The 24,109-nt window shown below is 59.4% G+C and carries 17 protein-coding genes; 5 read left to right on the forward strand and 12 right to left on the reverse strand.

What is annotated here, in order from left to right; all coding sequences use genetic code 11:
* The 3 genes from ONB25_03950 to ONB25_03960 all read right to left on the reverse strand — a co-directional run.
* Positions 1-1,765, reverse strand: a 1,765-nt coding sequence (locus ONB25_03950; GenBank protein MDZ7392043.1) for an FAD-binding protein, incomplete at its 3' end; no start/stop codon positions are given.
* A gap of 35 nt (positions 1,766-1,800) precedes the next feature.
* Entirely contained in the window at positions 1,801-2,571 is a 771-nt protein-coding gene (locus ONB25_03955; GenBank protein MDZ7392044.1) for a 3-ketoacyl-ACP reductase, read from the reverse strand.
* Positions 2,559-5,195: an FAD-dependent oxidoreductase gene (locus ONB25_03960; protein ID MDZ7392045.1), complete on the reverse strand. Its 2,637-nt coding sequence runs from the start codon at positions 5,193-5,195 to the stop codon at positions 2,559-2,561. The genes ONB25_03955 and ONB25_03960 overlap by 13 nt, the downstream gene beginning before the upstream one ends.
* A gap of 647 nt (positions 5,196-5,842) precedes the next feature.
* On the opposite strand from ONB25_03960, the gene ONB25_03965 reads away from it, so the two are divergent.
* The 5 genes from ONB25_03965 (at position 5,843) to ONB25_03985 (ending at position 13,175) form a co-directional block, all read left to right on the forward strand.
* Complete coding sequence (locus ONB25_03965) at positions 5,843-6,883, forward strand: NAD(P)-dependent oxidoreductase (GenBank protein MDZ7392046.1); 1,041 nt, start codon at positions 5,843-5,845, stop codon at positions 6,881-6,883.
* A gap of 65 nt (positions 6,884-6,948) precedes the next feature.
* The gene (locus ONB25_03970; GenBank protein ID MDZ7392047.1) at positions 6,949-7,971 is read left to right on the forward strand and encodes a dihydrodipicolinate synthase family protein; all 1,023 of its coding nucleotides are present in this window, start codon (positions 6,949-6,951) and stop codon (positions 7,969-7,971) included.
* Positions 7,972-8,017: 46 nt separating this feature from the next.
* Positions 8,018-9,016: a hypothetical protein gene (locus tag ONB25_03975; GenBank protein ID MDZ7392048.1), complete on the forward strand. Its 999-nt coding sequence runs from the start codon at positions 8,018-8,020 to the stop codon at positions 9,014-9,016.
* 39 nt (positions 9,017-9,055) lie between these two features.
* Positions 9,056-11,494: a carbohydrate-binding family 9-like protein gene (locus tag ONB25_03980; protein ID MDZ7392049.1), complete on the forward strand. Its 2,439-nt coding sequence runs from the start codon at positions 9,056-9,058 to the stop codon at positions 11,492-11,494.
* 67 nt (positions 11,495-11,561) lie between these two features.
* Positions 11,562-13,175, forward strand: coding sequence for an amidohydrolase family protein (locus tag ONB25_03985; protein ID MDZ7392050.1), 1,614 nt, complete (start codon positions 11,562-11,564; stop codon positions 13,173-13,175).
* Here the strand turns inward: ONB25_03985 and ONB25_03990 are convergent.
* The 9 genes from ONB25_03990 to ONB25_04030 form a co-directional block, all read right to left on the reverse strand.
* Entirely contained in the window at positions 13,165-14,265 is a 1,101-nt protein-coding gene (locus ONB25_03990; GenBank protein MDZ7392051.1) for a hypothetical protein, read from the reverse strand. The genes ONB25_03985 and ONB25_03990 overlap by 11 nt on opposite strands.
* Before the next feature lie 54 nt (positions 14,266-14,319).
* Entirely contained in the window at positions 14,320-15,378 is a 1,059-nt protein-coding gene (locus tag ONB25_03995) for a methyltransferase (protein MDZ7392052.1), read from the reverse strand.
* A complete protein-coding gene (locus tag ONB25_04000) occupies positions 15,375-16,358 on the reverse strand; it encodes a hypothetical protein (GenBank protein MDZ7392053.1) in 984 nt (327 codons plus the stop codon). The genes ONB25_03995 and ONB25_04000 overlap by 4 nt, the downstream gene beginning before the upstream one ends.
* Positions 16,359-16,361: 3 nt before the next feature.
* Positions 16,362-17,189, reverse strand: a complete 828-nt coding sequence (locus ONB25_04005) for an HAD family hydrolase (GenBank protein MDZ7392054.1) — start codon at positions 17,187-17,189, stop codon at positions 16,362-16,364.
* 115 nt (positions 17,190-17,304) lie between these two features.
* Complete coding sequence (locus ONB25_04010; GenBank protein MDZ7392055.1) at positions 17,305-17,814, reverse strand: nitroreductase family protein; 510 nt, start codon at positions 17,812-17,814, stop codon at positions 17,305-17,307.
* Positions 17,815-17,882: 68 nt separating this feature from the next.
* Positions 17,883-18,803: a glycyl-radical enzyme activating protein gene (locus tag ONB25_04015; protein ID MDZ7392056.1), complete on the reverse strand. Its 921-nt coding sequence runs from the start codon at positions 18,801-18,803 to the stop codon at positions 17,883-17,885.
* A gap of 57 nt (positions 18,804-18,860) precedes the next feature.
* Positions 18,861-19,964 (reverse strand): hypothetical protein, encoded by a 1,104-nt coding sequence (locus tag ONB25_04020; GenBank protein ID MDZ7392057.1) that lies wholly within the window; start codon positions 19,962-19,964, stop codon positions 18,861-18,863.
* Positions 19,965-20,008: 44 nt separating this feature from the next.
* Positions 20,009-22,039 carry a heparinase II/III-family protein gene (locus ONB25_04025; protein MDZ7392058.1) on the reverse strand — a complete coding sequence of 677 codons (2,031 nt, stop codon included), beginning with the start codon at positions 22,037-22,039 and terminating at the stop codon, positions 20,009-20,011.
* Between the two features lie 56 nt (positions 22,040-22,095).
* Positions 22,096-23,976 carry a hypothetical protein gene (locus ONB25_04030; protein MDZ7392059.1) on the reverse strand — a complete coding sequence of 627 codons (1,881 nt, stop codon included), beginning with the start codon at positions 23,974-23,976 and terminating at the stop codon, positions 22,096-22,098.
* Positions 23,977-24,109 lie beyond the last annotated feature (133 nt).

Here is a 24,109-nt window from a genome sequence, read left to right on the forward strand (position 1 = left end):
GCCCGCCCTTGTGCAGGTACTCCTTCATTGCTTCAAAGTAGACCGCATGCGTGAGACAGAGGTCGAGGTTCCGGAAGGCCTCCGGCAGTTCCTCCGGATGCTTAACACCTAGGCGGCTGCGCAGACGTTCGAGCTGCTCCCACGCTTCAGAGCAAGCCTTACTTACTCCGTCCACGCTGCGAATATGTGCGCCGTAGGTGGACATGCGTTGTTGGAGCTCCGTGCGGGCACTGCTATGCAGGCCGTGGTCCCGACTTTCATCCCTCAGGATTCGTTGCGCGAGCTCTGCCTTTGCCGCGACCTGCCCCTCAACAACTGCCACGAACTGCGCATCGCTCAACGGTTCTTCCCTGTACCGCTTGGCGATAAAAGTGGCGGCACGCATACTCCCCACCTGCCCGGAATTGAGCGCTGAACCCCCAGGACGGTACACACCGTGCGTCCCGTTGACCTCTCCAACGGGAAACAGATGCTTGATATTGGACTCCCACCAGATATTGCCCTGCAGTCCGCCATTGTTGTGCTGCGCGCACACCGCAATCTCAAGGGGGCCTCGCGTGATGTCGATGCCATGGCTGCGGTAAAGATCGATGGCAGGCTGGTTCATCTTTGCAAGGCGCTGGATCGGTGTGGGCAGCAGCGCGCCAGAACGTTCCAAATAGGTGCGGGCCTCCTCGGCCAGACAATCAAATGAGAAGTCATCCAGCACTCCAGCACCGCTCGGGTTTCGTGTAAAGTCCATGAATACCCTTCTGCCCTTGCGGACCGTTTCCTGGTAAACCAGGAGGTCAATCAACGAGGAACCGTGGTTTGGCACTTTACGCGCGTCGAATGGCCATTGATAGCCTTTGAGAAAGATGGCGGTGGCAAGAGCTCCCATGGAGGGAAAATAGCTGTTGAGAAACTCCCGCTCGTCGCTCCCATCCGACGCCGTGGAAATGTAGCGAGGGATTACCTGTTGGTACGTTCCCGAGACGTTCCAGCGAAAGCCAATTGACGCCAGACCGTATTGCCACTCGGTGAGGTTTTGGGCAATGGCCCCGATTTCCAGTGCCATGCCAGTGGCGCCCAGTTGGCTCTCTGGATAGACCGAAGCACGGTAGATGCCTGCAGGACCGCCAGTAGCCAGCACCACGTTGGTGGCATTGAAAAGCACCAGTCCGAGGCGGTCGTTTTCCATATTCGCCAGGTCAAACGCAAGCGCGCCCACTACCCGTTTCTCCTCCCCCTGCCCTTCGGTCAGCAGGGCTATGACCTGGTGCCGGTCCAGCACCGGGATCCCTTTTCGCTTGACATCCTGCGCCAAAGCCTGAAACATGAGCTGCGAGGTCAGCGGCCCTGCGGAAGTGGCACGCTGCCGGGGGTCGTGGTCCGTCTTGTAACCCACAAATGCCCCGTAACGGTCGTGCGGGAAGGGGACCCCCAAACTGACCAGGTGGAAAAAGGCCTGAAGGGAGTTCTGCGCTTCACACAGGGCAATGTCCCCATGCATGCTCCCCCCTTGCGCGAGGTCGCGGGCCATGTCCAGCGCGCAATCAGGTAGCTCCCCGGACAAGGACAGCTTGTAGTAAGTCTGCTTGTCCGAGCCCGTGTTGTTGGAGGTGCCTCCCCCCCACTGGTCGGTGACGATGATGACATCATCCTGTCCCCTGTCCACTAGGGTAACAGCGGCGTTCAGTCCGGCCGCGCCGCTGCCGATGACCAGGGTATTGCACCGGTAGACCGGAAGCCGCTTGCCGGCCAACGTCACTTCTGACTTGCGCATGAATTTGCCTCCTGCGAAAAGGGCCTCAAAACGGGCTACAGCCGCCGTATGTGAAAGCCTCCATCCACATTGAAGACTTCCCCTGTAGAAAAGGGGAAAGCGCCGGAAGCGATGGCGGCGACCGCCTTGCCGATGTCCTCCGGCAGCCCCCACCGCGCGATGGGGGTCAAACCTTGCGCGATGAGGGCATCGTATTTGTCTTTCACCGCCCTGGTCATCTCGGTTGCGATTATCCCCGGCCGGATCTCGTAGACGTTGATGCCAAAGGGTGCCAGCCGATCCGCGAAAAGCAGAGTCATCATGGAAACGCCGGCCTTGGAGATGCAGTACTCGCCCCGCGAAGGCGAAGAGGTGTAGGCCGAAATGGAGGAGATGTTCACGATCTTCGGGCTGCGCTCCGGAAACTGCCGCTTTTGCTCAATCATCCAGTTGGCAACCGCTTGCGTTAAGAAGTAGGGCCCCTTGAGGTTGATGGCCAGCACGCGGTCAAAACTCTCCTCGCTGGCTTCGAGAATGTCGAGCCGCTGTGCCGGAGCAACACCAGCGTTGTTGACGAGCAGGTCCAACCTGCCAAAACGCGAGCGGCACTCGTCGACGAGCCGCTGGCGGTCATCAGGCTTGGAGATGTCCGCCTTGACGTAGTAGGCCTCCACGCCCATAGATTGTAGCGCCTGCAGGGTGTCTTCGACCTCACCAGGTTCGCGCACATCGTCCACCACCACGTCGAATCCGGTGCGCGCTAGGGCTTCGGCGATCCCCCTGCCAATACCGCGCGCGCCGCCGGTGACCAGAGCTACTTGGCGCATAACGATTCCTCCCGCAAATAGGCATCGATTTCTTCGGCAGCTGCAAGTCCGTCCGCAATAGCCTGCACCGCAGTGGTGCCTCCGTTCACGATGTCCCCACCAGCGAACACCCCCCTCCTGCTGGTCCCATGGTGACCCGGGCCCACCAGTACAAGCTTATTGGGCCCGAGCTTGACCCCGGGAAGAAGCTCGGGCAAGTTATCAGGCACCTTTTGCCCCAAGGCTTCAATTACCATGTCCACTGGAATTTCAAACTCTGCGCCCGGAAGTTCACGCGGAGCACAAAATCCGCGCGCGTCTGGGTCCTCTAGCTCCACGGGCGCCAACCGCACGGCCTTGACCCTACCATTATCGGCGACGTATCCCTTTGGCATGAAGAGATTCATGAAATGGACGTCCTGCAGAAGGGCAAGTTGCTTCTCCGACAGCCACGCGGGCATCGTGGCGAAGGACTCAAAGCACATCACATACACGTTGCGCGCGCCATTCTGCTTGGCGGTAATCGCCGCGTCCATTCCAGTGTTGCCCCCGCCGATGACCGCCACAGTCCGGGGCACAGCGACGCGTCCTGCCTTCTTGGCCTCGGCAAGAAAGTCGATGGCGCTCACGAGATTCTCATAGGCCTTGGTGGCAAGCGACTTCCCTTGGGGTAACCCAATAGCCAAGAATACAGCATCGAATTGCTTGAGCAGCTCCTCCAGATTCCGCGCTGGCGTAAGAGGTGTCTTGTACCTCACCTGCAGGCGGTCATTCGGTAACAAGCGGAGAACGACCTCCATCTCTCGGTCGGCATTCTCAAAGGGAATTCGGTAGGCTGGAATGAGATGGCGCACCACGCCCCCTGGCCGTTCCGCGGCCTCCAGGACTTCCACCGAGTGCCCTTTCCGCACCAAGGCAATTGCACAGGCCAGGCCGGCAGGTCCTGCACCCACCACTGCCACCTTCTTACCGGTGGAATTGGCGGGCACCATCTGTTGCACCAAACCTCTCTCTCTGGCTTCTTTCGCTAGGAAAAGCTGTATGTCCCGGATAGCAACAGCATTGTCGGTGAGGATTTTTTCTACGCACGAGCCCTCACAGAGGACTTCCGTGGGACAAACGTATGCGCACATCTCAGGCAAGACGTTGCGCTCGGTCAAGAGCTGATAACCGCGCTGCAAATCGCCGTCAGCGAAGGCCTTGATGAAGCCTGGCACATCGATCTGGGCCGGACATGCCCGCTGGCAAAACGGCGTGGCGCAGTTGCGACATCGCTCTGCCTCTTCCTTCAAGCGGTCGAGCGCGAACCTCCTGCCGAGGCGGTAATTGGCGGCATAAATCTCCTTGTCGTGAATTACGCATCCGGTACTTTGGCCATCACGCATAATCTGTGTGCATGCCGAGCAGGAGATGCAGCACTTGTACGGGTCCATAACACCAACACTCTGAAGATCACGCACAAAATCAGGGTAGGCCAACGCTCCACGCCCGACCCCTATCAGTGTGGCCCAGCCATTGCGCACGACGCCCGCCGCCACATAGGGCAAGAAAAAGCGCAGCCACGAATACCCCGAACCCACCACCGACAAGTCGGGATGCGCCTGCTGTATCTGCCGCGTGATGCGCAAGAAGAGCTCAATGCCCTCCAACGGGTGAACGTCTGGGATGTAGCCTCCTTTAATGGGGAAATCGTAAGGACGGCCATAATGCGGGTTGTAGTACGGATTACCGATCGAGAGGTTAAGGACCGGCATACCTTCCTGCTTCAGCAAGCCGATCAGCTCGATCGGCTCCTTCAAATCAGGGACTCGGTGATCCTCCTCGGAGACGCCAAAGCCGTAAGGGTACTCAATGGCGTCATACACATTGAGGCGCGTGGTCACAAACACGCCAGGCACCTCTTCTTTGATCCTCTGCACCACCTCACGGAGGAAGCGGGTGCGATTCTCGAAGGATCCCCCATATTTGCTCCCCTCTCTAGTAAATGAAGCAAGCAGTTCCGACACCAAGTAGCGGTGACAGGCCTTCACATCGACACCGTCAAAACCGGCCTCGGCAGCGAGTCGTGCGGCCGCGACATACATCTCTTGGAGGCGGTCCAGCTCGCTGTCAGAAATGAGAGGGTAATCGGGTGGCAGCTGGTGCAGCGGATCCAAAACCCTACTGTGGTGCGCGATGATGGGTGCAGGCCTCCCAGTGGGCTTGGAGTAGCGCCCGGAGTGGGTCAGCTGAAGCACACACACCAGCTCCCGCTCAGCGCCGAATGCCTCACGTGCCGCCTTGCGCGTCTGTTCAACCAGCCGGCCAAAGTCCTCCACATTCCCTGGGTGAAGCCACAACTGACGGGGGTTCGACCTGCCTTCTGGGACCACGGCAGTGGCTTCGAACCAGATGAAGGCACTTCCGCCTGCAGCATACCGTCGGTACCGACGATAGGTAAGCTCGGTCGGGCCACCGCTCGGCCCGGCGTCGAAACCTTCGATCGGGTGAACCAAAAAGCGATTGGCAAGGGTATGACCCGCCACAGTGACCCGGTCAAAGAGCACGCTCACGTCTTCGTCGAATGGCAAGGTGATCCCCAGTTCCCCCAACTTGGCGAACAGTTCCTCCTTTGTCTTGAACCGAAATCGCTGATGTTGCGCCATGGTGCCTCCATCGTTGGCTAAGAACCACCGTCATTGAGGTAGGGTGCAAGACCCGTCCAAGCAACTGCGAGAGTTCGCTTTGGTTAAACAAAAGCCGGATTGCTGGGCCTCGGCAGGCCGTCACGGCTGCTTGTGCGTTTCTCGAGGAGCGCAAATATAGCAAAACCGCAAAGGAATTCAAAGGACATATTCTCGGTATTCGACTCGGCTGCATACAGATATGGTCCCTGGGGTGGGCAGCTGGCCCTCCTAGCTCCTCGCGACCAACACCCATATCCGGAGACTGGCTGCAAAGGGCAGGTCTCGACTCGTGCTGCCTCCCAGCCAGAGAGGTGCTTTCAAGTAGAAAGGCTACTCCATCGAGCCGCCAGCATCCCTCGGCGTCCCGAGCCACCCCTGAGCACCAGCACCGGCACCTCTTCGCGCGGGATTTGCCCACACCCCGGTGAGCCGCATATAGGCCCCCGACTTGGTGAGCCTTACGTCAGCACGTCGGCTAGGCGAGCTTTCCAAGTACAAACCTGCTCCACCACGCCCCTGCGCGCAGCTCAAGAAGAGGCGTGTTCTGCCGGTTGTGCGCCTTATCCCTTGCTTTATTCGGCGCGATTTGATATATTGGAACTCGCGTTTGTGACAAGGAGGTAACGATGACAGCGCCGTGGCCGTCGACCATTCATGACGAAGAGCATCTGGAACGACTCTTATCTGAGCCAACGCCGGAGGTCACCGAAGCAATGGGCGAGTTGGACGGCGACCTGCTCATCCTCGGGGTTGGTGGCAAGATAGGCCCTTCGCTCGCGCGCATGGCTCGCCAAGCATCGGAGGCCGCCGGCAAGAAGCGGCGTATCATCGGGGTAGCCCTGTTTGAGAGTGACCAGGCGCGCGTGCGGCTGGAACGGGAAGGCATCCAGTGCATCCATGGGGATCTGTTGGACCGCACGCTGCTTGAGGGGTTACCCGATGCTCCGAATGTGATCTTTATGGCGGGAATGAAATTCGGTTCCACCGAGAACCTTGCCCTGACGTGGGCAATAAACTGCTATCTGCCGGGTCTGGTCGCCGAACGCTTTCGCAAGTCGCGTATTGTCGCCTTTTCCACTGGGTGCGTGTACCCCCTTGTGCCAGTCACCAGCGGTGGCTCTTTGGAAAACGATCCTCCCCAGCCGGTAGGTGAATATGCCCAATCCTGTCTGGGCAGGGAGCGAATGTTCGACTACGGCTCGCGGACTCATGGCACCCCAGTAGCGCTCATTCGTCTGAACTACGCCGTGGAAATGCGGTACGGTGTGCTGGTGGACGTCGCACGCAAGGTTCTGGCAGAGGAACCTATTGACCTCACCATGGGCCATGTCAATGTCATCTGGCAAGGCGACGTCAACGCCATGGTCCTGCGCTGCCTGCGGCACTGCCAGGCCCCTCCGTTAGTGCTGAATATCACGGGACCGGAGACCGTATCCATACGCTGGTTGGCGCACCAGTTCGGGGCTCTCTTTGGCAAGGTGCCCCGCTTTGTTGGCGAAGAAAGCGGCACGGCCTTGTTGAGCAATGCGGCCCGGGCCTTCGGTCTGTTCGGCTATCCGCGCGTGCCATTGGAGGTGCTCATCCGTTGGACTGCTGACTGGATGGACAAGGGGGGCCCGCTTCTCCATAAGCCGACTCATTTCGAGGTGCGCAACGGCAGATTCTGACAGGGAGACTGGCAGTGGACTACCCGAAGCTTCCCTCTGAGCTGGCAGGGCGCCTGCGCGCTGGGATGGTCATCCCTGCGCACCCCCTTGCCCTCACTCCGCGACGAAGATTGGACGAACGGCACCAGCGCGCCCTCACACGGTACTACCTGGACGCCGGGGCTGGAGGGGTCGCCGTGGCCGTGCACACCACCCAATTCGCTATCCGCAAAAAGGGCGTGGATCTGCTCCGGCCCGTCCTGGCACTCGCCTCGGAAGAGGTTGACGCCTACGCCAAGGCAACAGGCAGGCCTATCCTCAAGGTCGCAGGTGTGGTTGGCACAACCCGGCAGGCGGTGCGAGAAGCGACGCTCGCAAGGGAGCTTGGATACCACACAGTCCTGGTCAGCCTTTCTGCCCTTAAGCAGGCCTCCAACGCCGAGCTCATTGCGCACTGCCGGGCCGTGGCTCGGGTGCTCCCGCTTTTCGGGTTTTACCTGCAGCCAGCGGTCGGAGGGCGCCCGCTGGACGTGGATTTCTGGCGGCGCTTCGCACTCATTGACAACGTCGTCGCAATCAAAATTGCCCCGTTCAATCGCTACCAGACGCTGGACGTAGTCCGAGGCGTGGTCGAGTCTGGCCGTGCCGATGAAATCGCCCTCTACACCGGCAACGACGACAACATCGTGTGCGACCTCCTCACCCCTTTCGCCGTTCGAACCGGCCAAACGCAGGTGACGGTGCGCATCGTGGGTGGCCTTCTCGGCCATTGGGCAGTCTGGACGAGAAAGGCAGTGGAACTGTTGACGCGCATCCGTAGCTTGGTGAAGCAGGGCGAACCTGTGCCAGGAGATCTGCTCGCCCTCGGCGTGCAAGTGACGGACTGCAACTCTGCCTTTTTCGATGCTGCCCACGGCTTTGCAGGCTGCATCGTCGGCATTCACGAGGTTCTGCGGCGACAAGGACTTTTGCAGGGAACATGGACACTCGACCCGCAGGAACGTCTCTCCCCCCGGCAAAAGGCGGAAATAGATCGCGTCTACGCCGCCTATCCGCACCTCAATGATGATGACTTTGTCCGAGCCAATCTTGACAAGTGGCTCAGGTAACAGGTTTGCTACCAGTGTCGCCTAAGGCACTTCCGGAGGACAGGCCATGAACAGACGAATGTGCTTCCTCATTCTGCTTGCCCTGGGACTGCTCTACCCCACCCAGTCACTCCTGGCACGCACGCTTTACGTGGTCACGCGTAGCACAAAGGTCTTCAGGCTGTCAAAGCGCGACTTTCCCAGTGTGGGCCTCTTTTCCACGCAAGATTCCGGTCAAACATGGGAGCATTACGGCTGGCACTACACGAAGTGTTTCTCCGGCGCTACCAGGCTTGTGGACGGACAACGCGTTTTTTATCTGGCTTGCGGGAACGGCGTGCAAAAGTCCCCCGACGGCGGAGAACACTGGATCTTGACCACAGGGAGCGACATAACGGAATGCCTCAAGGTGGTCGTCGATCCTAGCGATGCTAACGTTGTTTACACCGCCTCGGCTTACGGTATTTTCAAGAGCACGGATGGGGGGGCAAGCTGGGAGGAAAAGAACACCGGTCTGGCAAGCACTTTCACCTCGGCGATAATCGTGGACCGGGAGACTCCTTCCCTCCTGTTCTGTGCTACTGAAGCAGGGGTGTGCAGGAGTAAAGACGCAGCAGAGCATTGGGAGCCGGTTGGGCTTCTTGGGCTCGGGGTGCGCACCATTGTCCAACACCCCGCATACCCGAATTTGCTCGCAGCTGGCACCGAAGAAGACGGCGTCTGGCTATCCACAGACAGGGGCACCAGCTGGCACCCGGCCAACGCAGGGCTCACGCACAAAACTGTGTACGCCCTAGCCTTCGCGCCGCAGGATGATCGAACCATTTACGCGGGTACTTTTCAGGGTGGTGTCTTCAAGTCAGAAGATGCCGCGGCCACATGGAAGAGCGTGAACAACGGTTTGCGCGTGCTGGACATTCACGCGATAGTTGTGGATCCGGATGACAAGAACACAGTCTATGCGGGGACCCTCAACGACGGGGTTTGGCAGAGCAAGGATGGAGGGGCACACTGGCGTTTCATCGGCCTGGAGACGAGCCAGGTGTGGGACATGTTTTTCGAATGAAGCTTCTGGCAACGATTACCTAAAGCATGGAGCGCTGACATGGCACGGATTCTCCTTTCGACCCTGGCAACGACAACAATCCTGCTCGTGGGCACCTGCGCTGGGGCCTCAGCAGTAGAAACCGGGTACAAGGACAGACTTCGGCAGGTGCTGGCCTGGGCGGATACATGCAAAGGGGAAAGCTTTTTCCTTGCGGCAGCCAAGATCCACAACGGCGCGCATCGTGAGCAGGGTTTCGCGGACTTTGGGCGCGCCCTCCGCCGCCTGGACAAGTCGCCATCCGGCATGTTCGACATCTACAGTCTGATGATAAGCTACCTAGCAATACGCGATGAACTGCCAGATAGCCTCAAACAGCGGGTACGTGACGCAATGCTCACTGCCCGCTTTTACCGCGGCGACACCGAGAACCATCTCACCATGTACTACACAGGCCTGTACCTGGCTGCGCAGGCGTTTTCCGACCTTCCGGCCGAGAGGTGGTACACGGGCAAATCCGCAGCGCAGAACATGGCTGAAGCCAAGAGCTGGTTAGAGTATTGGATGCGCACCACAACCACAATTGGCCAGGGCGAATTCGATTCGCCAACCTACATGGCCTTTTTCATCACGCCGATGTTTGGCCTTTGCCAGTGGGCAGAGGACCCGGTTATGCGCGACAACGCCCGGGCCATGCTCCACTGGCTTATTGCGGACTTTGCTGTCGAGCACCTGCAAGGGATGTACGTCGGTGCTCATAGTCGCGAGTACCCCGAACGCCTGACAAACAAGACTCACCCCGGTTCGGTAATGAACGCCTGGGCGTGGCTCCTATTCGGACAGACAGCACCGCACTTCGATGACACGCTTGTGGCAGCAGCACTCTGTGACTTTGTGCTACCGGAGGTCCTCTACCTCATTGGCACTGATAGGAGCACCCCTTATGTCCATACTGAAACCAAGCGCGTGCGCAACGTCATCCGCCTTGGCGCGGTCAAGAATCCACCGGTCTACAAATACACCTACATGACCAAAGACTACGCCCTGGGTTCGATGATGGGCGGCGCCATTCTCCAACCGATCCAGCAACACGTGTGGGACGTCAGCTTCGTCACGGAGAGCCCCCATGCCTCCATTTTCTCGGTGCACCCTTACATCGGCGAAGAGGATCTAGGCATGTTTTTCCCCGAGGAAAGGAAGTTTGCGCTGGACGAAGTGACGCGCTTCCACACCTACTACGGGAGCGAGAACAAGTGGTCCTCTAGTTCGCCCTACGAGAAAACTTTTCAGCACAAGAATGCCATCATCGTGCTCTACGACATCCCCCCAGGGACAAAGTTCCCCCACATCGACGCCTATTTTCCCAAGGACCTGGAGCGCCGCGAAGTTGATCGTTCCGGGTGGATTTTCGTGGAGGCCGGGCGCTGCTACATTGCCTACTTCCCGCTCAAGCCATATGAGTGGATAGAAGAGCCTGACTGCTACCGGCTACGAAGCTATGCGCTAAGGAATGGCTGCGTAGTGGAGGTTGCGGGACGCGAAGAGTACCCCAGTTTCGAGGCTTTCAAGGCACGTATCCGCCAAAACACCCTGGTGCACCACACCTTTGAGGCCACGGCCATGGTGAGTTACACGACCTCGGGCGGGGATGTTATGCAGTTCGCGTTCCACGGCGAACGGCGCCTGAATGGGAAGGTGATTGATTTCCAGGACTATGGGCTGTTCCGGGGGCCGTTCTTGAACGCCGAGGTGGGGAGCCGCAAGCTTTTTATCCAACACGGCGGCAAGGGGTTGGTGGTGGACATGGCCACCGCTGATCGAGCACTCATACTCCCGCTGGTCCGCTGCAGGCGGACCACACAGGCCCCGACTTTGGATGGCACGCTAAATGATCCTGCATGGTCTCTCGCGGAACCCCTCCTCTTGAGCGACGCAGTGACCGGCACCACGCCTCGCTATCACACAGAAGTCCGGCTCTTATACGACGATCGCTACCTTTACGTCGGTTTCCGGTGCGAGGACGAACACATCTGGGCAACCATCAAACAGCGGGATGGGGCGATTTATGATGAGGAGTGCGTGGAGGTGTTCTTGAATCCTGCCAATGCGCCTCACCAGTACTACGAGATCAACGTGAGTCCACGCAATGTGGTGTTCGACGCCTGTTTGATTAACGAGCGCACGCCCCAAAATCCGGAGGGCACCTTCAAGAGTCTGAAGCAGTGGGACGCAGAGGGCCTGCGGTCGGCCACTGCAGTCAAGGGCAAGCTCAACGCCCCAGGGAAGGCCACTGAATGGACTGCCGAGCTGGCCATCCCACTTGGACAGCTCTACGGCGCCCCCCACTGCCCTGCACGTTCCGGTGACATGTGGCGGGCCAATTTCTACCGGATCGACGCGCCGGAAAAGGGCAAAGATCCACACCTATACGCCTGGAGCCCGACCGCGCGCAGGGCCTTCCACCTCCCCTGGCGCTTTGGGTACATCCAGTTCGAATAAAGAGGCCTACACCACCGAGCTCAGAAGAGTAACGAGCCAAAGGTAACCCCGACAAGGCGCGGCACCGATGAAAGAAGAACCGATCATCTACTTTGACTGTTTTGCGGCAATCGGCAGGCGTGCGGCGAAGGACCCTCGTGCTCCGTGGAGCACGGAGCAACTGTTGGCAGAGATGGAACGTTGTCAGATTCACGGCGCATTGGTCTACGCCCACCAGGCCCGCGAAACGCACCCTGCTGTGGGGAATCCGCTTGTGATCGAGGAGTGCCGCCGTCATCCCCGCTTGTACCCGTGCTGGGTCGGACTCCCGCACCACACCGGCGAGTTTCCTCCTCCTGAGCAACTGGTCAAGCAAATGGAAAGCGCAGGCGTACGTGCGCTCAAGCTTTTTCCGCGCCTTTTCGAGTTCCGTGTAGACGAGCCCACACTTGGCCCTTTGCTCTCCTGTTTGCAGGAAGCCGGCATCTTGCTCATCGTGGATGCGGGCCGATACGATGAGGCTGTCCAAATGGACTGGGAAGAAGTTGAATGGATTTGTCGCCACTTCCCCCGCCTCAATCTTCTCCTGCACAGCGTGCGGTGGGAAAGCACGCGCATATTGGCCCCTCTGGCGCAACGGTACCCGAATCTCTACTTCGAGTTTTCCAACTACCAAGGCAACCGCATGCTGGAATTCTGGTGTGACCGGATCGGCCATGAGCGGCTCCTTTTCGGCACCGAGGCCTTGATCAAGAGCATGGGGGCGGCCCGGGCATATGTGGACTATGCTGAGCTGAATGAGACACAGAAACGCGCCATCGCAGGGGGGAATCTACAGCGTTTGCTGCGGCTCCCTTCGCTGCCCCCTCAGTACGAGACCTCCTACCATCGTGCGGACCAAGTGCTGCGGGCAGCGCTAAGTGCACAGCCGGTGCGGGACTCGGTTGTTATTGATGCGCACGCGCACATCACCCAGCCGGGCGGAAGAGGCGCATCCCGGGTGGCTATGAACTCTGCTGACGCGCGGGCGGTGGTGGAGCGCAACCGCCGTCTGGGAGTGGCAAAGACGTGCGTGAGCTCCTGGACGGCAATCTGGGGCGATTATGAGTTGGGCAACCAGGACACCCTCCAGGCCATGCGCCAGTTCCCCGACGAGATAGTCGGCTACGCCGTGCTGGACCCCAACTATGTGACCGACTGGGAGCAAGCGTGCCACTACTACCACCAGCAATGCCGCTTCCTGGGCATGAAGCCTTACTACCCGCGCATGAAGATACCCTACAACGATCCGCTGTTCGACCCATGGTACCGCTTCGGCGACGCGCACAGACTTTTCTGCCTTCTTCACTACTCGGACAAGTTCAAGGAGGAGGTCTCCGACATCGCTGCCCGATATCCTAACATTGCTTTCATCCTTGCGCATTCGGGCACGAGCTGGAAAGTAGCCCGGGAGCACGTCTCGTTGGCAAAACAGTTCCCAAACGTGTACCTCGAAATTACCCTCACCTCGGTGACCAACGGCGTCATAGAGTTCATGGTGGAAGAGATTGGCTCTGAGCGCGTCCTGTACGGCTCCGACTCGCCGATGCGCGATCCTTATCCCCAGTTTGGCTGGGTCGCGTATGCGGACCTTCCAGAGGAGGACAAGCGGAATATCTTGGGGAAAAACATGCAGAAGATACTCGAGCGGGTTACGCTGTAGGTTCGCCCTCCACGCGCGCACGAATATCAGCTGCCCTGTCAAAGATCTCCTCCCTGCTTACCCCGGCGGCGGCAACCAAGGCGAAAACGTTCTCGTCTGGCGCTTCGGGGGGAATTGTGTGCGAGGCGGCCAAGATGTAGCCTCCCCCATCGATGGTCATCTGCTCAATAAGCGCGCGCGTTGAGAGATAGACCTCATGGGCTGTGCCATACGGGATGGTGTGGAGGTTGTCCAGGCCTCCCATGAAGGACAGAGCCTGCCCGAACTCTCGCTTGAGCGCACCGGGCTCCATCCCCGGGCAGTTGCACTGGATCGGGTTGAGCACGTCCACGCCGATTTCTATCAAGTCCGGGATTATCTCCCGCATCGCCCCACAACAGTGATAGGCCACCCATAAGCCTCTTTTCTTCCCCACGGCCACCACGCGGGCCAGGTGCGGCTTGATAAGTCGACGCCACGTCTGTGGACTCATCATTAGACCGCGGTGGGAAGCCACATCATCGCCGGTCCAAAGCCAGTCCAGCGGAAAGCGCGCGCACGCCTCTTGCGCCAACATCGCAGCAAAGTCAGCACAGGCGCGCAAGAGGTTCCAGGCGAGATCCTCGTCTGCTGCAAGGTCCACCAGGGCCTGTTCCATGCCCCGCAACCTGCAGTACATCTCAAAGGCGCACGGCGAAACGTCGCAGCCAATGAAGGCAGACTCCCCGCCGCGAACCACCGGCTCCATTTCCGCGAGCAGTGATTCCTTCCGGTCTATGGGGAACGTGTACTGTCGAACCTGCTCCGGAGACGCGTACGCCAGCGGGTGGTACTCCGGCTGGTTGAATGCGCCGCGCTTGACCCACTTGATACCCCAGTAGTCGGTGTGCCACTCTCCCTCATAGGCATGGACAATGCCCTCCATGGCGTAGTTGTTGTTCACCCATGTTTGTCGCACGTCGTTGCCCATCGCCTCCCCCACCATGGAGGGCGGGATCTCCAGCACTTTACCCAGGCGTGCTGCCGTGTCGGGGTGAAACCACATGAAGATGGGGACCCGGTCTGTGGGTTCCCGGCGAAGGGCTGCGTGAACACGCTCTTTACTGGTCACGGCCGAATCTCATCTCGCATGATCTAGGCCTAAGAGTTCACATGGCGCAGCGCTCTACCCTTTTCCCGCGCTAATCCTCTCCCATTCTTCGTACACCGCCATAACCGTGGCAGGATTTGCCCCGGCGCCGAACTCCAATTGCGCGATGATGCCGCCTGAGGGATCGTAAAGGTGACGGGCCACCTCCCGCACGGCCCGCCTGCCGTCCTCCGGGTCCTGCGAGGGCAGAATGTGCTGACGGTCAATTTCGCCCCAGAAGGTGATCTTGCCTTTCACCCGTCTGGCGAGGTCGGCCATGTCCATGCAAAAGAGTTGCGAGTTGATGGCGTCCACGCCGATCTCGACCAGGTCCTCGAATATCTCCGCGATATGGCCATCGGAGTGCATGAAGGCAAACTTGCCATAGCCATGCGCAAACTCGCAATAGTCGCGGTACAATGGTTTGAAGAGCTCGCGCCACACCTCCGGCCTGATTAAGAGCTGGTGTTGGCTACCCCAGTCGTCCATGAATCTGATGGCGTCCACGTCGGTGTTCACCCAAAATTGCATCTCCTCCAGGAAGAAGTCGTGGATGAGGTTAAGCAGTTCCACGGCCTCTTCGGAGGGGTCAGCCATGTCCATCAGGCTTTGTTCGCTGCCCCTGATGAACTGGTAGCGCTCCCAAGGCCTGGGACAACAGCCAGCCAACACAAACTTGTCACTCTTGGCACAAAACTCATTCACAACCTTCCGCGCTCCTTGGGGGTCGGACGGCAGAATCTCATAGGGCGGCTTAACTTCCTCCCAGCGGCGCAGGTCGGCCAATACGGGTTCGCGAACCTCGCCTTGTACCCCGTTTTGAATGTTGACGAATCGGCACCCCCACTCGTCGGTGAAAGTCCCTTTCGCATACATGGCCCCCTTTACCCTCGGCGATGGCCTGTACACATCGGGCGCTCCTGCAAAGTCAGAAGGGTACCGTCGCTGCACCTCGGCCACCGCATCTGGGTAGTGTTCAACAGCCCATGGCAACACCCACAGATCCCGGGGGATCCGCTCCGGGTGATGGAAGGTGATCGCCTTGCGCACAATCTCCCGGGGCGGAATGCCTTCCTTTTTCCTTTTCAAACTCATGAGTGAGCACCCTCTTGGCTAAGGAGGCGCACCACCTCGCGATGCAGTGCAGGCAGCGTGAGTCGGTGTTCGCCCCGGATGTAGAAGCTCTGTCCTCCATCCCGCACCGTACGGACAAGGAGGGTCTTGTATGGCCGGAAGTAGTATCGCGGATCCGTCTTGGGTGCTTCTTCATCCAACTCCTCCCCCAAGTCCAGAAGATCAAACACCGCGGTGGTGAACCTCCGGATCGCCCTTCCCTCCTGGCGGGCGACATTTCGAGCCATGGACAATGCCTTGAGAAACACCTCGGGGCCCATCACTGCTGTGCCAAAGTTCAACAGCACGCCGCCTTCGAACTGCGAAACGGTGTGGGCAATAGTGAGAAAGTCCTGGTATGAAGTGGCACCGAGCGCAGCACCATCGCAGTTGGGGTGCTCGTGGATGATGTCGTAGCCGATGCCCACATGGACCGTTATTGGCACACGCAGGCGGAAACCGGCAGCCACAATGCTCACCTCCCGATGCGGGAAGCGCTCTTGTTCGATCATGCGACCGATGGCCTCACCCATGCCGAGCCCGTCGCGGGCACCCTGAACCACGGCATCATTGATCCTGCCTGTTTCTTGCCATAGGCCAAACTGCCCCTCTCGGATGTAGTGCGCCACGCTCTCCGAAGTGGCCCCAATGAGGGCCAGCTCAAAATCGTGGATTGTCCCTGCGCCATTCATGCCCACGTGGGTCACGACGCCCCGTTCCATGAGGTCGATCACCACGCGCGAGAGCCCAGCTTTGATGACATGCGCGCCCATCATGAGGAGCACCTGGTGACCGCCTCGGGCGGCATCTACCACAGCCCGTGCGACGGGCGCCACTTTCTCTTGCGGAAATTCCCCAGAAATCTGCCCGGGCACGATCAAATCGCTCAATGTCACCAAGTGCTGTCGTTCTGCAAGAGGCTTGATCGCCAGTCTGGTCCTGTCGAACGTGGGAAAAGGCATGGTCTACTCCTCGCCAAAGAGAAGCGCTGTCAGGGCCTGGGCGGCGCGAAAATCAGGGATGATGATGTCTGCACCGGCCGCGATGAGCACCTGGCGCTTCCGCTGGTCAGTGCCGGCGCGCCTCACCTCGTCGGAGGCCACACCCACCGCTAATCCACCAACCCTCTTTGTGTCCTCAATTTCCACATAGCCGTCCCCAAACGTGACAAGCTCTGTGCCCTGCACGTGTTGTTCGGAAAAGATAGCATGAATGGCTACCATCTTGGCGTCCTCGAGCCGATCGTCTTGGGCGCCGTGGATGGCATCAAAGTAGTCGATGATGCCTAACGCCCGCGCCTCGTCCCTGACGTCCACCTCGTCCGTGCCAGAGGCTAGGTAGCAGCGCACGCCGTGCGCCTTCAGTGCCTCCAGCATCTGTACTGCACCGGGCACCATCATCTGTTCTGCCGGTACTTTCCCGCTCTTGACCGCTTCGACCCGTCCTTTGATGCGTTCCCAGAGTCGCGCTAGGTACTCTTTCTTGTACACGCCTGGAGGCTCAGGGTTTCCACCGCGCTTTTTCACCTCCTCCGCCAAGCGCATCATCTGGAAAATTGTCTGCTGGCCGGTAGTCACAGTGACCACATGGCGGACAAAGCGTTCCAGTTCCGGCGGCGGCTCGTGGCATGGTGTTTCCATGAGCACCTCCACCATGAGTGGCACCATCACCTCTTGCCACCCCTGGCGCAGTAGCGAGAGGGTTCCGTCAAAGTCAAAAAGCGCGTGCCGGATTGGGAGCCCCAGCCGCCCCGGGTTAATCACTTCGATCTCGTCGTACTCGGTTGTGCGCATCACTTCTCTCTTGGTAGTCGCAACGTTCTTCCGTCTAGGCCAAAGTACCGCGAACACCCCCGGGAAAGAACACGGAAGCCGGGTCGCCACACCCCCCGCAGGAAAAAATGAAAGGCTACCATCGGTCGTAGTGCACAAGCTCGGAGAGGGGTTTGCGGCTCTTGGGGCCTGGCCGATCGTCGGGGTAGCCGAGTGGCGTGAACGCCAGCGGCTCGACCCCCTCGGGCAGCCGCAACACTTCGCGCGCGGCTACTGGATCAAAGGCGGCAACCCAACAGGTGCCCAAGCCCAGGTCGGCCGCTGCCAATACAAGGTGGTCCATAGCGATCGTGGCATCCACGTCGGCATAGTTCTTCCCGTCGCGACGCGTCCAGGCCTTGTCCGGCACAGTGCACATCGCAATTACCAGCGGGGCCTGGGTGAACCAGGGCGCCTTGTAGATCCTGTGCAGCTCTTCTTCCCGTTCTCTGGTCTTTACAACAACTACAGCAAAGGGCTGGCGATTGGCGGCTGTAGGTGCCAGACGCGCCGCCTCAAGGATCGCTGCCAGCTTCTCCTCCTCCACGGGAACGCTCTTGTAGGCCCGTACGCTATAGCGCGCCCGGACAAGTTGCGAAAACTCCATACTGCCTCCACGTCTTGCAGAAAGGTATGAACCTCCCGTCGCGCCTCATGGCTGTCTTTCACCCCAATCTACGAGGCCTCGGCAAGGCCATGGGACCTCACGACCTGGCGCAAGCGGGTCATCGTCTCGCTCGAAGGGGGCGCCAACTGCACCGCGCGGTACCGCATCCCCAGCGCCTTGTATTTTTCTGCCGCCATCTTGTGCAAAGGCACCAGCTCCACCTTCACCTGAGCCGGGCTCCCAGGAGCTCGATGAGGGTTCCTCCGCGCCAGCTCCCGCAGCACATCACAAATTGCCCCCATCTCCTGCTCACTGTCGTTGAAGCCGGGCACCACCGGCACGCGGATGAGCAGCGGAGTGTCCGTCTGCATCAATCGCTCAGTCATGTTCAGGATCGCACGGCAGCCGCGGCCCGTCGCGTAACGATGCTTCTCCTCATCAACGTGCTTCACGTCCAATATGACCAGGTCAGTCACCGGGAGCAGCGGGCACATCTGTTCCCATGTTCCGGCTGCGGACGTGTCCAGGGCCGTATGCAGGCCCTCCTCCTTGCAGGCCTTGAGAATGGCGGCGGCAAAGGAGGCCTGGTACAGCGGCTCGCCGCCGGATATGGTTACCCCACCTTGGGATGTCGCGTAGAACACGCGGTCCCGCAGAACCACCTCGACAACCTCGGCGTCGGTCATCTGCTGCCCACACAGGACGAGCGCCTGCGTTGGACAAGCCGCAGCACATTCGCCACATCCCTTGCATGCGGCACGATGAAAACGGTGCTGCCCTTGGTGCAGAGAATGCGCCCCCTGCGGGCAAGCCTGAACACACGCGCCGCACCCCAAACATCGCGTGGGGTGGTACAGTATCTCGGCGCGTCGTTTCAGCCCCTCGGGATTATGGCACCAGAAACAACGCAGTGGGCACCCCTTCAGGAATACTGTGGTCCGAATTCCTGGCCCATCGTGGATGCAATAGCGCTGAATGTTGAACACCATGCCCGTCACTGGGCTCACCGGTGTCACTCTCGACAGCAGATTGAGGACGGCACTCGCTCAGGCGGCGCTGCCGCACGCGAGGGCCTCATCGACCATCGCCAAATAGTTTCCCACCGGCACGTAGCTGGGGATAGAGTTTCCTGAACCAACCGCGTACCGCCCCCGAGCGCCGCAGATCTCGATGAGCTGGCGGGTACGCTGCCGGACTTGCTCCGCTGTGCCTCCGGCCAGAATGTTGACATCCACCCCGCCTAAGACCCCAACCCTACCCTGGTACTGCGCCTGGAACTCCTCCACCGGCAGAATCGCATCTTCAAATGAGTGCTTGGCATCGATATGCACCACGTCCAACAGATCCGTCATGATCGCATCGAGATTGCCGCACGAATGGAGGAAATACGGCACGCCATGCTCGTGAGCCAGGTGCGCAAGCCGCCGGTGCCAGGGCAACACATATCGACGGAGGTGGTCCGGCGCGATCAGCGTCCCGGAGCGGAATCCCATGTCGTCACCCTGGAAAATGGCCACCAGGCGGTCCAGAGAAAGTAGCCGACGGTAGTATCCCTCGAAAATCCCCCCGAGTCTGTCAACCAGTTGCTGGACCAACTCTGGATCATCGTGCACGGCAAGGCACAGCCCCTCGTAGGACATGATCTGCGACAGGTGTTCGAATATTCCACCGGCGTGACAGCTCAGGAGGCCCATCCCCTCAGGAAGATGGCTGTTCACGTACTCCAGCTCGAATAAATCGGCATCTTCCACTCTCGGCCATTCGTAGCGCTCCAGATCCTCGCGGCTGCGGATGACGCCGCCATGAAGGTCTGCCCATGCCCTATCCCGCTGGAAGCTCGTACCCGGGTCCTGAGCCACAGTGAACTTCTTTGCAAAGGGCAAAGGGCGCTCCAGACGCACGCAATCATAGCCCAACCGATACCACACCTGAATGACGTTTTGAAGGTAGCGCTCCCTCTGCGAGCGCTCCATCCCCCAATCGACCCACTCTCTGCCCAACACTTCGGTGACGACCGCTCGGAGCACTACATCGTCGACGATGTATTCTACCAACGGTACCCTGCCCGAGGTTTCGTGGCCCAGAAGAATGGCAATGAACTGTTGCGCATCTGGCCGCGGGTGGGCCAGGGGTATGTGTTGCAACTGCACGGATCCTCCAGCTTGCGTCGACATGACCTACGATTTCGGCCTGTTCACACAACAAGCCTCGATACCTCGAACTCTGGAAGTGTACCGGTGTCGAAGATAAGAAGCCCGAGCTCCTTGTCACCCAGGCCAACCTCAATCCGCCAGGTGGTCTGCTCGCGCCTGAGTGCGATGTTGGGGTTGGGCTGGTCAGAGCGGAGAGGGCAACCAACCATCAACAGCAGAGGCTCCGTTGCGGGTTCGGTCCCGGCAACCTCCACAAATGGGAATATGCCTTTCGCCTCAGGCACGGGGTGCTTGTTGCTTGTGACGACCACTGGCACCGTGCCGTCGCATGCAGCATAGAACCGAGCGTACGGGCGCTCGATTGTGAAACCTCTGCCGTCACACAGTACCTTCGCTTTGCCGTCGCTGTTTTCTGCGTGCCATCTGGCCGCAAACCGTGAAGGATGAGTCCCCTTGCAGAGCTTGTCTACCACCACCAGGCACGGGAACTTGGGCACCGCGATGACGGTCCGCGTGACCGCCTCGATGTCTTCATCTACGAGGCGGTAAGCGTGAGTCGCGTCGCTAGCCCAAAAAAGGTAGCCCTCCCGCTCGCCAAGGCGCACTATCTTGGCCGATGCCTGCGAGGCGTTCGTCCCCTCCTTGCCGTCGTGGTACTGGTGGCCTCGGCCGTCCACCAAGACAGTGTTGTGGGCCGGCGAGGTACGCAGTATCCAGGCAGGGTCTCGATGGTCATACGGCGGGCGCTTGATGTCGGCAAGGAGGATCTCTCCGTAGCATTTGAGCACCAATGAATTCCGGTCGGCGTGCTCGTGGTTGGCCGGGCCACCGCTGCGCATGGCGATCACCAAGTCGTCTAGGTCGTAACCGGTGCGGGCGATCACCCAATCGAGTGCAAGGTGTTTGAAGTGCTCGCGCGCAGGAGGTGCGCTGGCGTTGATGCGCTCATCAAACCAGATGACCGAGTAGGGGCTGTGCTTCTGAGCGTGCTTGATCCCAGCGTATTGGGCCAGTCCGTCGCGGGAGCGGCGTGCAGTCCAGAAGGGCACCGCCGAATCGAATCCAGGGCCGCTGTCGCCAAAATTCACCAGGTAGTTCGGGTTGCCATGATGAGGCATCTGCAGCGCCAAGACGTACTCGATCATTCCTGGGAAGTTGGCCCAGTCATAGCAATCGGTGCCGCGCTTGCGCGAAAGCATCTCCACCGTCAACGCCATGTGCAGGGCCGTATAGTCCCAATATGAGCCTCCTTCGTCGTAGCTTCCGTCCCACGCAAAACGTGTGACGAAGGTGCGATAACTATGTTCCACCATCTCCCACCATCGATCCACACGCGGGTCCACCCCGTCTAGGAGTGCCGCACCCACTGCGAGCGCGCCCATGGGAACCGCCTTGAGATTGGTCTTGTCCAGAATCTCCGGCCACCGCCTCATGTCCCGCTCTTCCCAGTAGCTCTCGCGGTCAAAACTCCAGCCCACCACCTTGTCTGGGTAGCGCATGCCGAAGAGGGAGCGGTAACAGGGCTCGCACCCTTTGTCTCCGATTTGGCGAAGCATCTCCTGGCGTTGAGCCTTGCTCAATAGGTCACCCATCCAGTCGTATGCCAGCGACAGGGCAATGGTCGTGGCCGGTGCGCGCTGCAAGCCGATAGTATGGACACCTGCTTCCAAGAAATAGTCCCACTTGGGGTACTCCAGTAGCCTCTTGACCGCCAGCTGAGCGAGTGCGCCCCGCTTTCGGTTGCGGCTAATCAGGTACACAAAAGCCTCACGTTCAAGAATCTTGCAGGCCCTGTCGATGTGTCTCAGGTGGTTGTGCAAGTCTATTTCCTTTTCCAGGAACCGCCAGTCGTCAGCGAGGTCCATCTCCATCAGCTGACCCCAGTAGGTGTGGAACACGGGGAGTTGCACCGTACGGCGCAGCCTGGGCACCTCTTCTGCGGTAAACAATAGGCCAAGCGGAAGTGAAGAATCGGTGCCCTGCTTTTTTTTGGAAGGCCGCAACAGATTCGGCGCAAGGACGATCATGCTACCAGCTATGCTACCCTCGCGCAGGAATTCACGCCTCGTCATCGTAGAGTGCCTTTGAGTCACTTCTCTGCCTCCTCTTACCTTGGATACTCTTTGCGCTATGCGCCACCGGTTTTCGGCGGCAGCTCCTTCTTGCCCGCAGAAGCAAATAGGGCCCCCAAGCTACACAGAATGCCCCCCACTGCCAATCGGATGGGGATGGCCGTGCGACAGGACGGGTCCAGGATTTGCAAGAAGACAAAAAGACCGACAGCGATAGAGAGCCTCCCCACAAGCGGAAAAGTTGACCACGCGCGCCTGCCCGTGGCGTACACTTCTCTGTCCACGTCCACAGGCCGCGCAAGACGGGCGAAGAACTCCTGCACCGCCTCCCTATCCGCCGCGGTCTCGCGGGCAGACAACTTCGCACACAGCACCAGAACGCATGCGAACACCGCAGCGCCCGCCCAGAGGAGCAGTGCTCTTTCGCTGTTGAGCACGGTCGACCTTGAGGCAAGAAATGCCAGCAATACCGCACCAATGCCTGCCACAGCACCGCTCGCCCACGGTTTGTTCCTACAAAGCGTGGCAAGCGGACGCATTCCCAGGAGCAGGACGAAGGTCACCCCGATTGTGACATAAAGCTGCATGCCTACCGACAAGTCGAGCACAAAACGCGCCATTGCACTGCTCAGTGTGCCCAGAAGGACAGCACAGACTGCCGCCCAGCGCGGCGGGCTCTGGAAGACTAGACCAAACGCAAGGGGGATGGCCAACGGCATATAGAAAAGGGACAAGAACACCACCATCAGATTGAAAATGCCGAGGCTGCTCCGGGCGTAAATGACCGCAGTCGTCATGGTTACCAGGCCCAGAAAGACTGTGGCAAGGCGCCCGACAACCAGCACTTGTCGGTCGGTAGCCCGTCGGTTGATCAGACCCGCATAGAGATCGCGCGAAATCACTGAGGAGTCCAGATTGTAACCTGCGTTGATGGTGCTCAGCGTGGCCGCAAACATCGCGACCAGGAAAAGGCCAATCAACCCCTTGGGCAGCGTCTGCAGCACTATCCCCACGTAGACCAAATCCTCAGGCTTGAACTGGTCACCGAAAAAACTAATCTCTCGCAAGTTTGGCCAAAGAACGGAAGCCACGAGTGGAGGTATGCCAAAAAGCACAGGGACGGTCAGGAAAAGCAAGCTGCCCAACAAGCCCACTCGCTTAGCTTCTGCTTCGTCCTTCACGCTGTAGTAGCGCTGTGCCGGTGCCCAGTTGGCATTTATGATGTTGAACATCGTGATAGCGACTAGATAATGCACGTCATAGTGGAGACCGCTGTAGGCATGCGACAGACGCAATGCTGGCAGCTTTTCCACCAGCGCTCCCGGGCCACCCACAAGATGGAGGCTGAGCGGCATCACCACCAAAGTCACCGCTATGAGAATCAGAAACTGGACTACATCGCCGATGGTAATGGCCCAGAGGCCGCCCAGCATTGTATACACCAGGATTATCACACCTGCAGCAACAATCACCCACTCGATGGGTACGCCGATGGTTGCCGCGATTATCTTGGACACAGCCGTGAGCGTGATGCCACGGCCGAGCAGCCCGCTCAGCACCATAACATACCCGGCCAGCTGCCGCGTGGCAGGATTGTAGCGCATCGTCGTGTACTCCACTGGCGACAAGACCCGTGCCCGCCGCCAGCGCGCCGCAGTAATGCGGTAGCCGATGAAAAAAGCAAGCGACCACGTGAGGAAGTAGATGAGGCCATAAAGGCCAGTATGGTAGACGAAACCAGCCGCACCGGTAAAGGTCCAGGCGGTAAAGTTGCCCATGTACAGGGACACGCCGCTGACCCACCAAGGTATGAGGTTCCCCCCAGTGAAGAACTCTTTCGCCCCTTTCATGAACTTGGTGAAGTAAACCCCAATGGCCACCAGAAGCAAGCCATAGAAAGCAAGCGCGTAGTAATCGGCTGGCGCCAGATACTTCATCGTTGCCCTGCCCAATGTCCTGGTGTGAACCGCACGATGCCGCTCACCTGCCTTTGCAAAAACACCTTGATTTCATCTGTGCTAGGATGTATCTTTGCTCTCGCTTGAACATAGCGATCGTCACTACGGAAGG

It is taken from the genome of candidate division KSB1 bacterium (assembly GCA_034506335.1).
In the GTDB taxonomy this organism is placed as follows: Bacteria; Zhuqueibacterota; Zhuqueibacteria; order JANLFK01; family Oleimicrobiaceae; genus Oleimicrobium.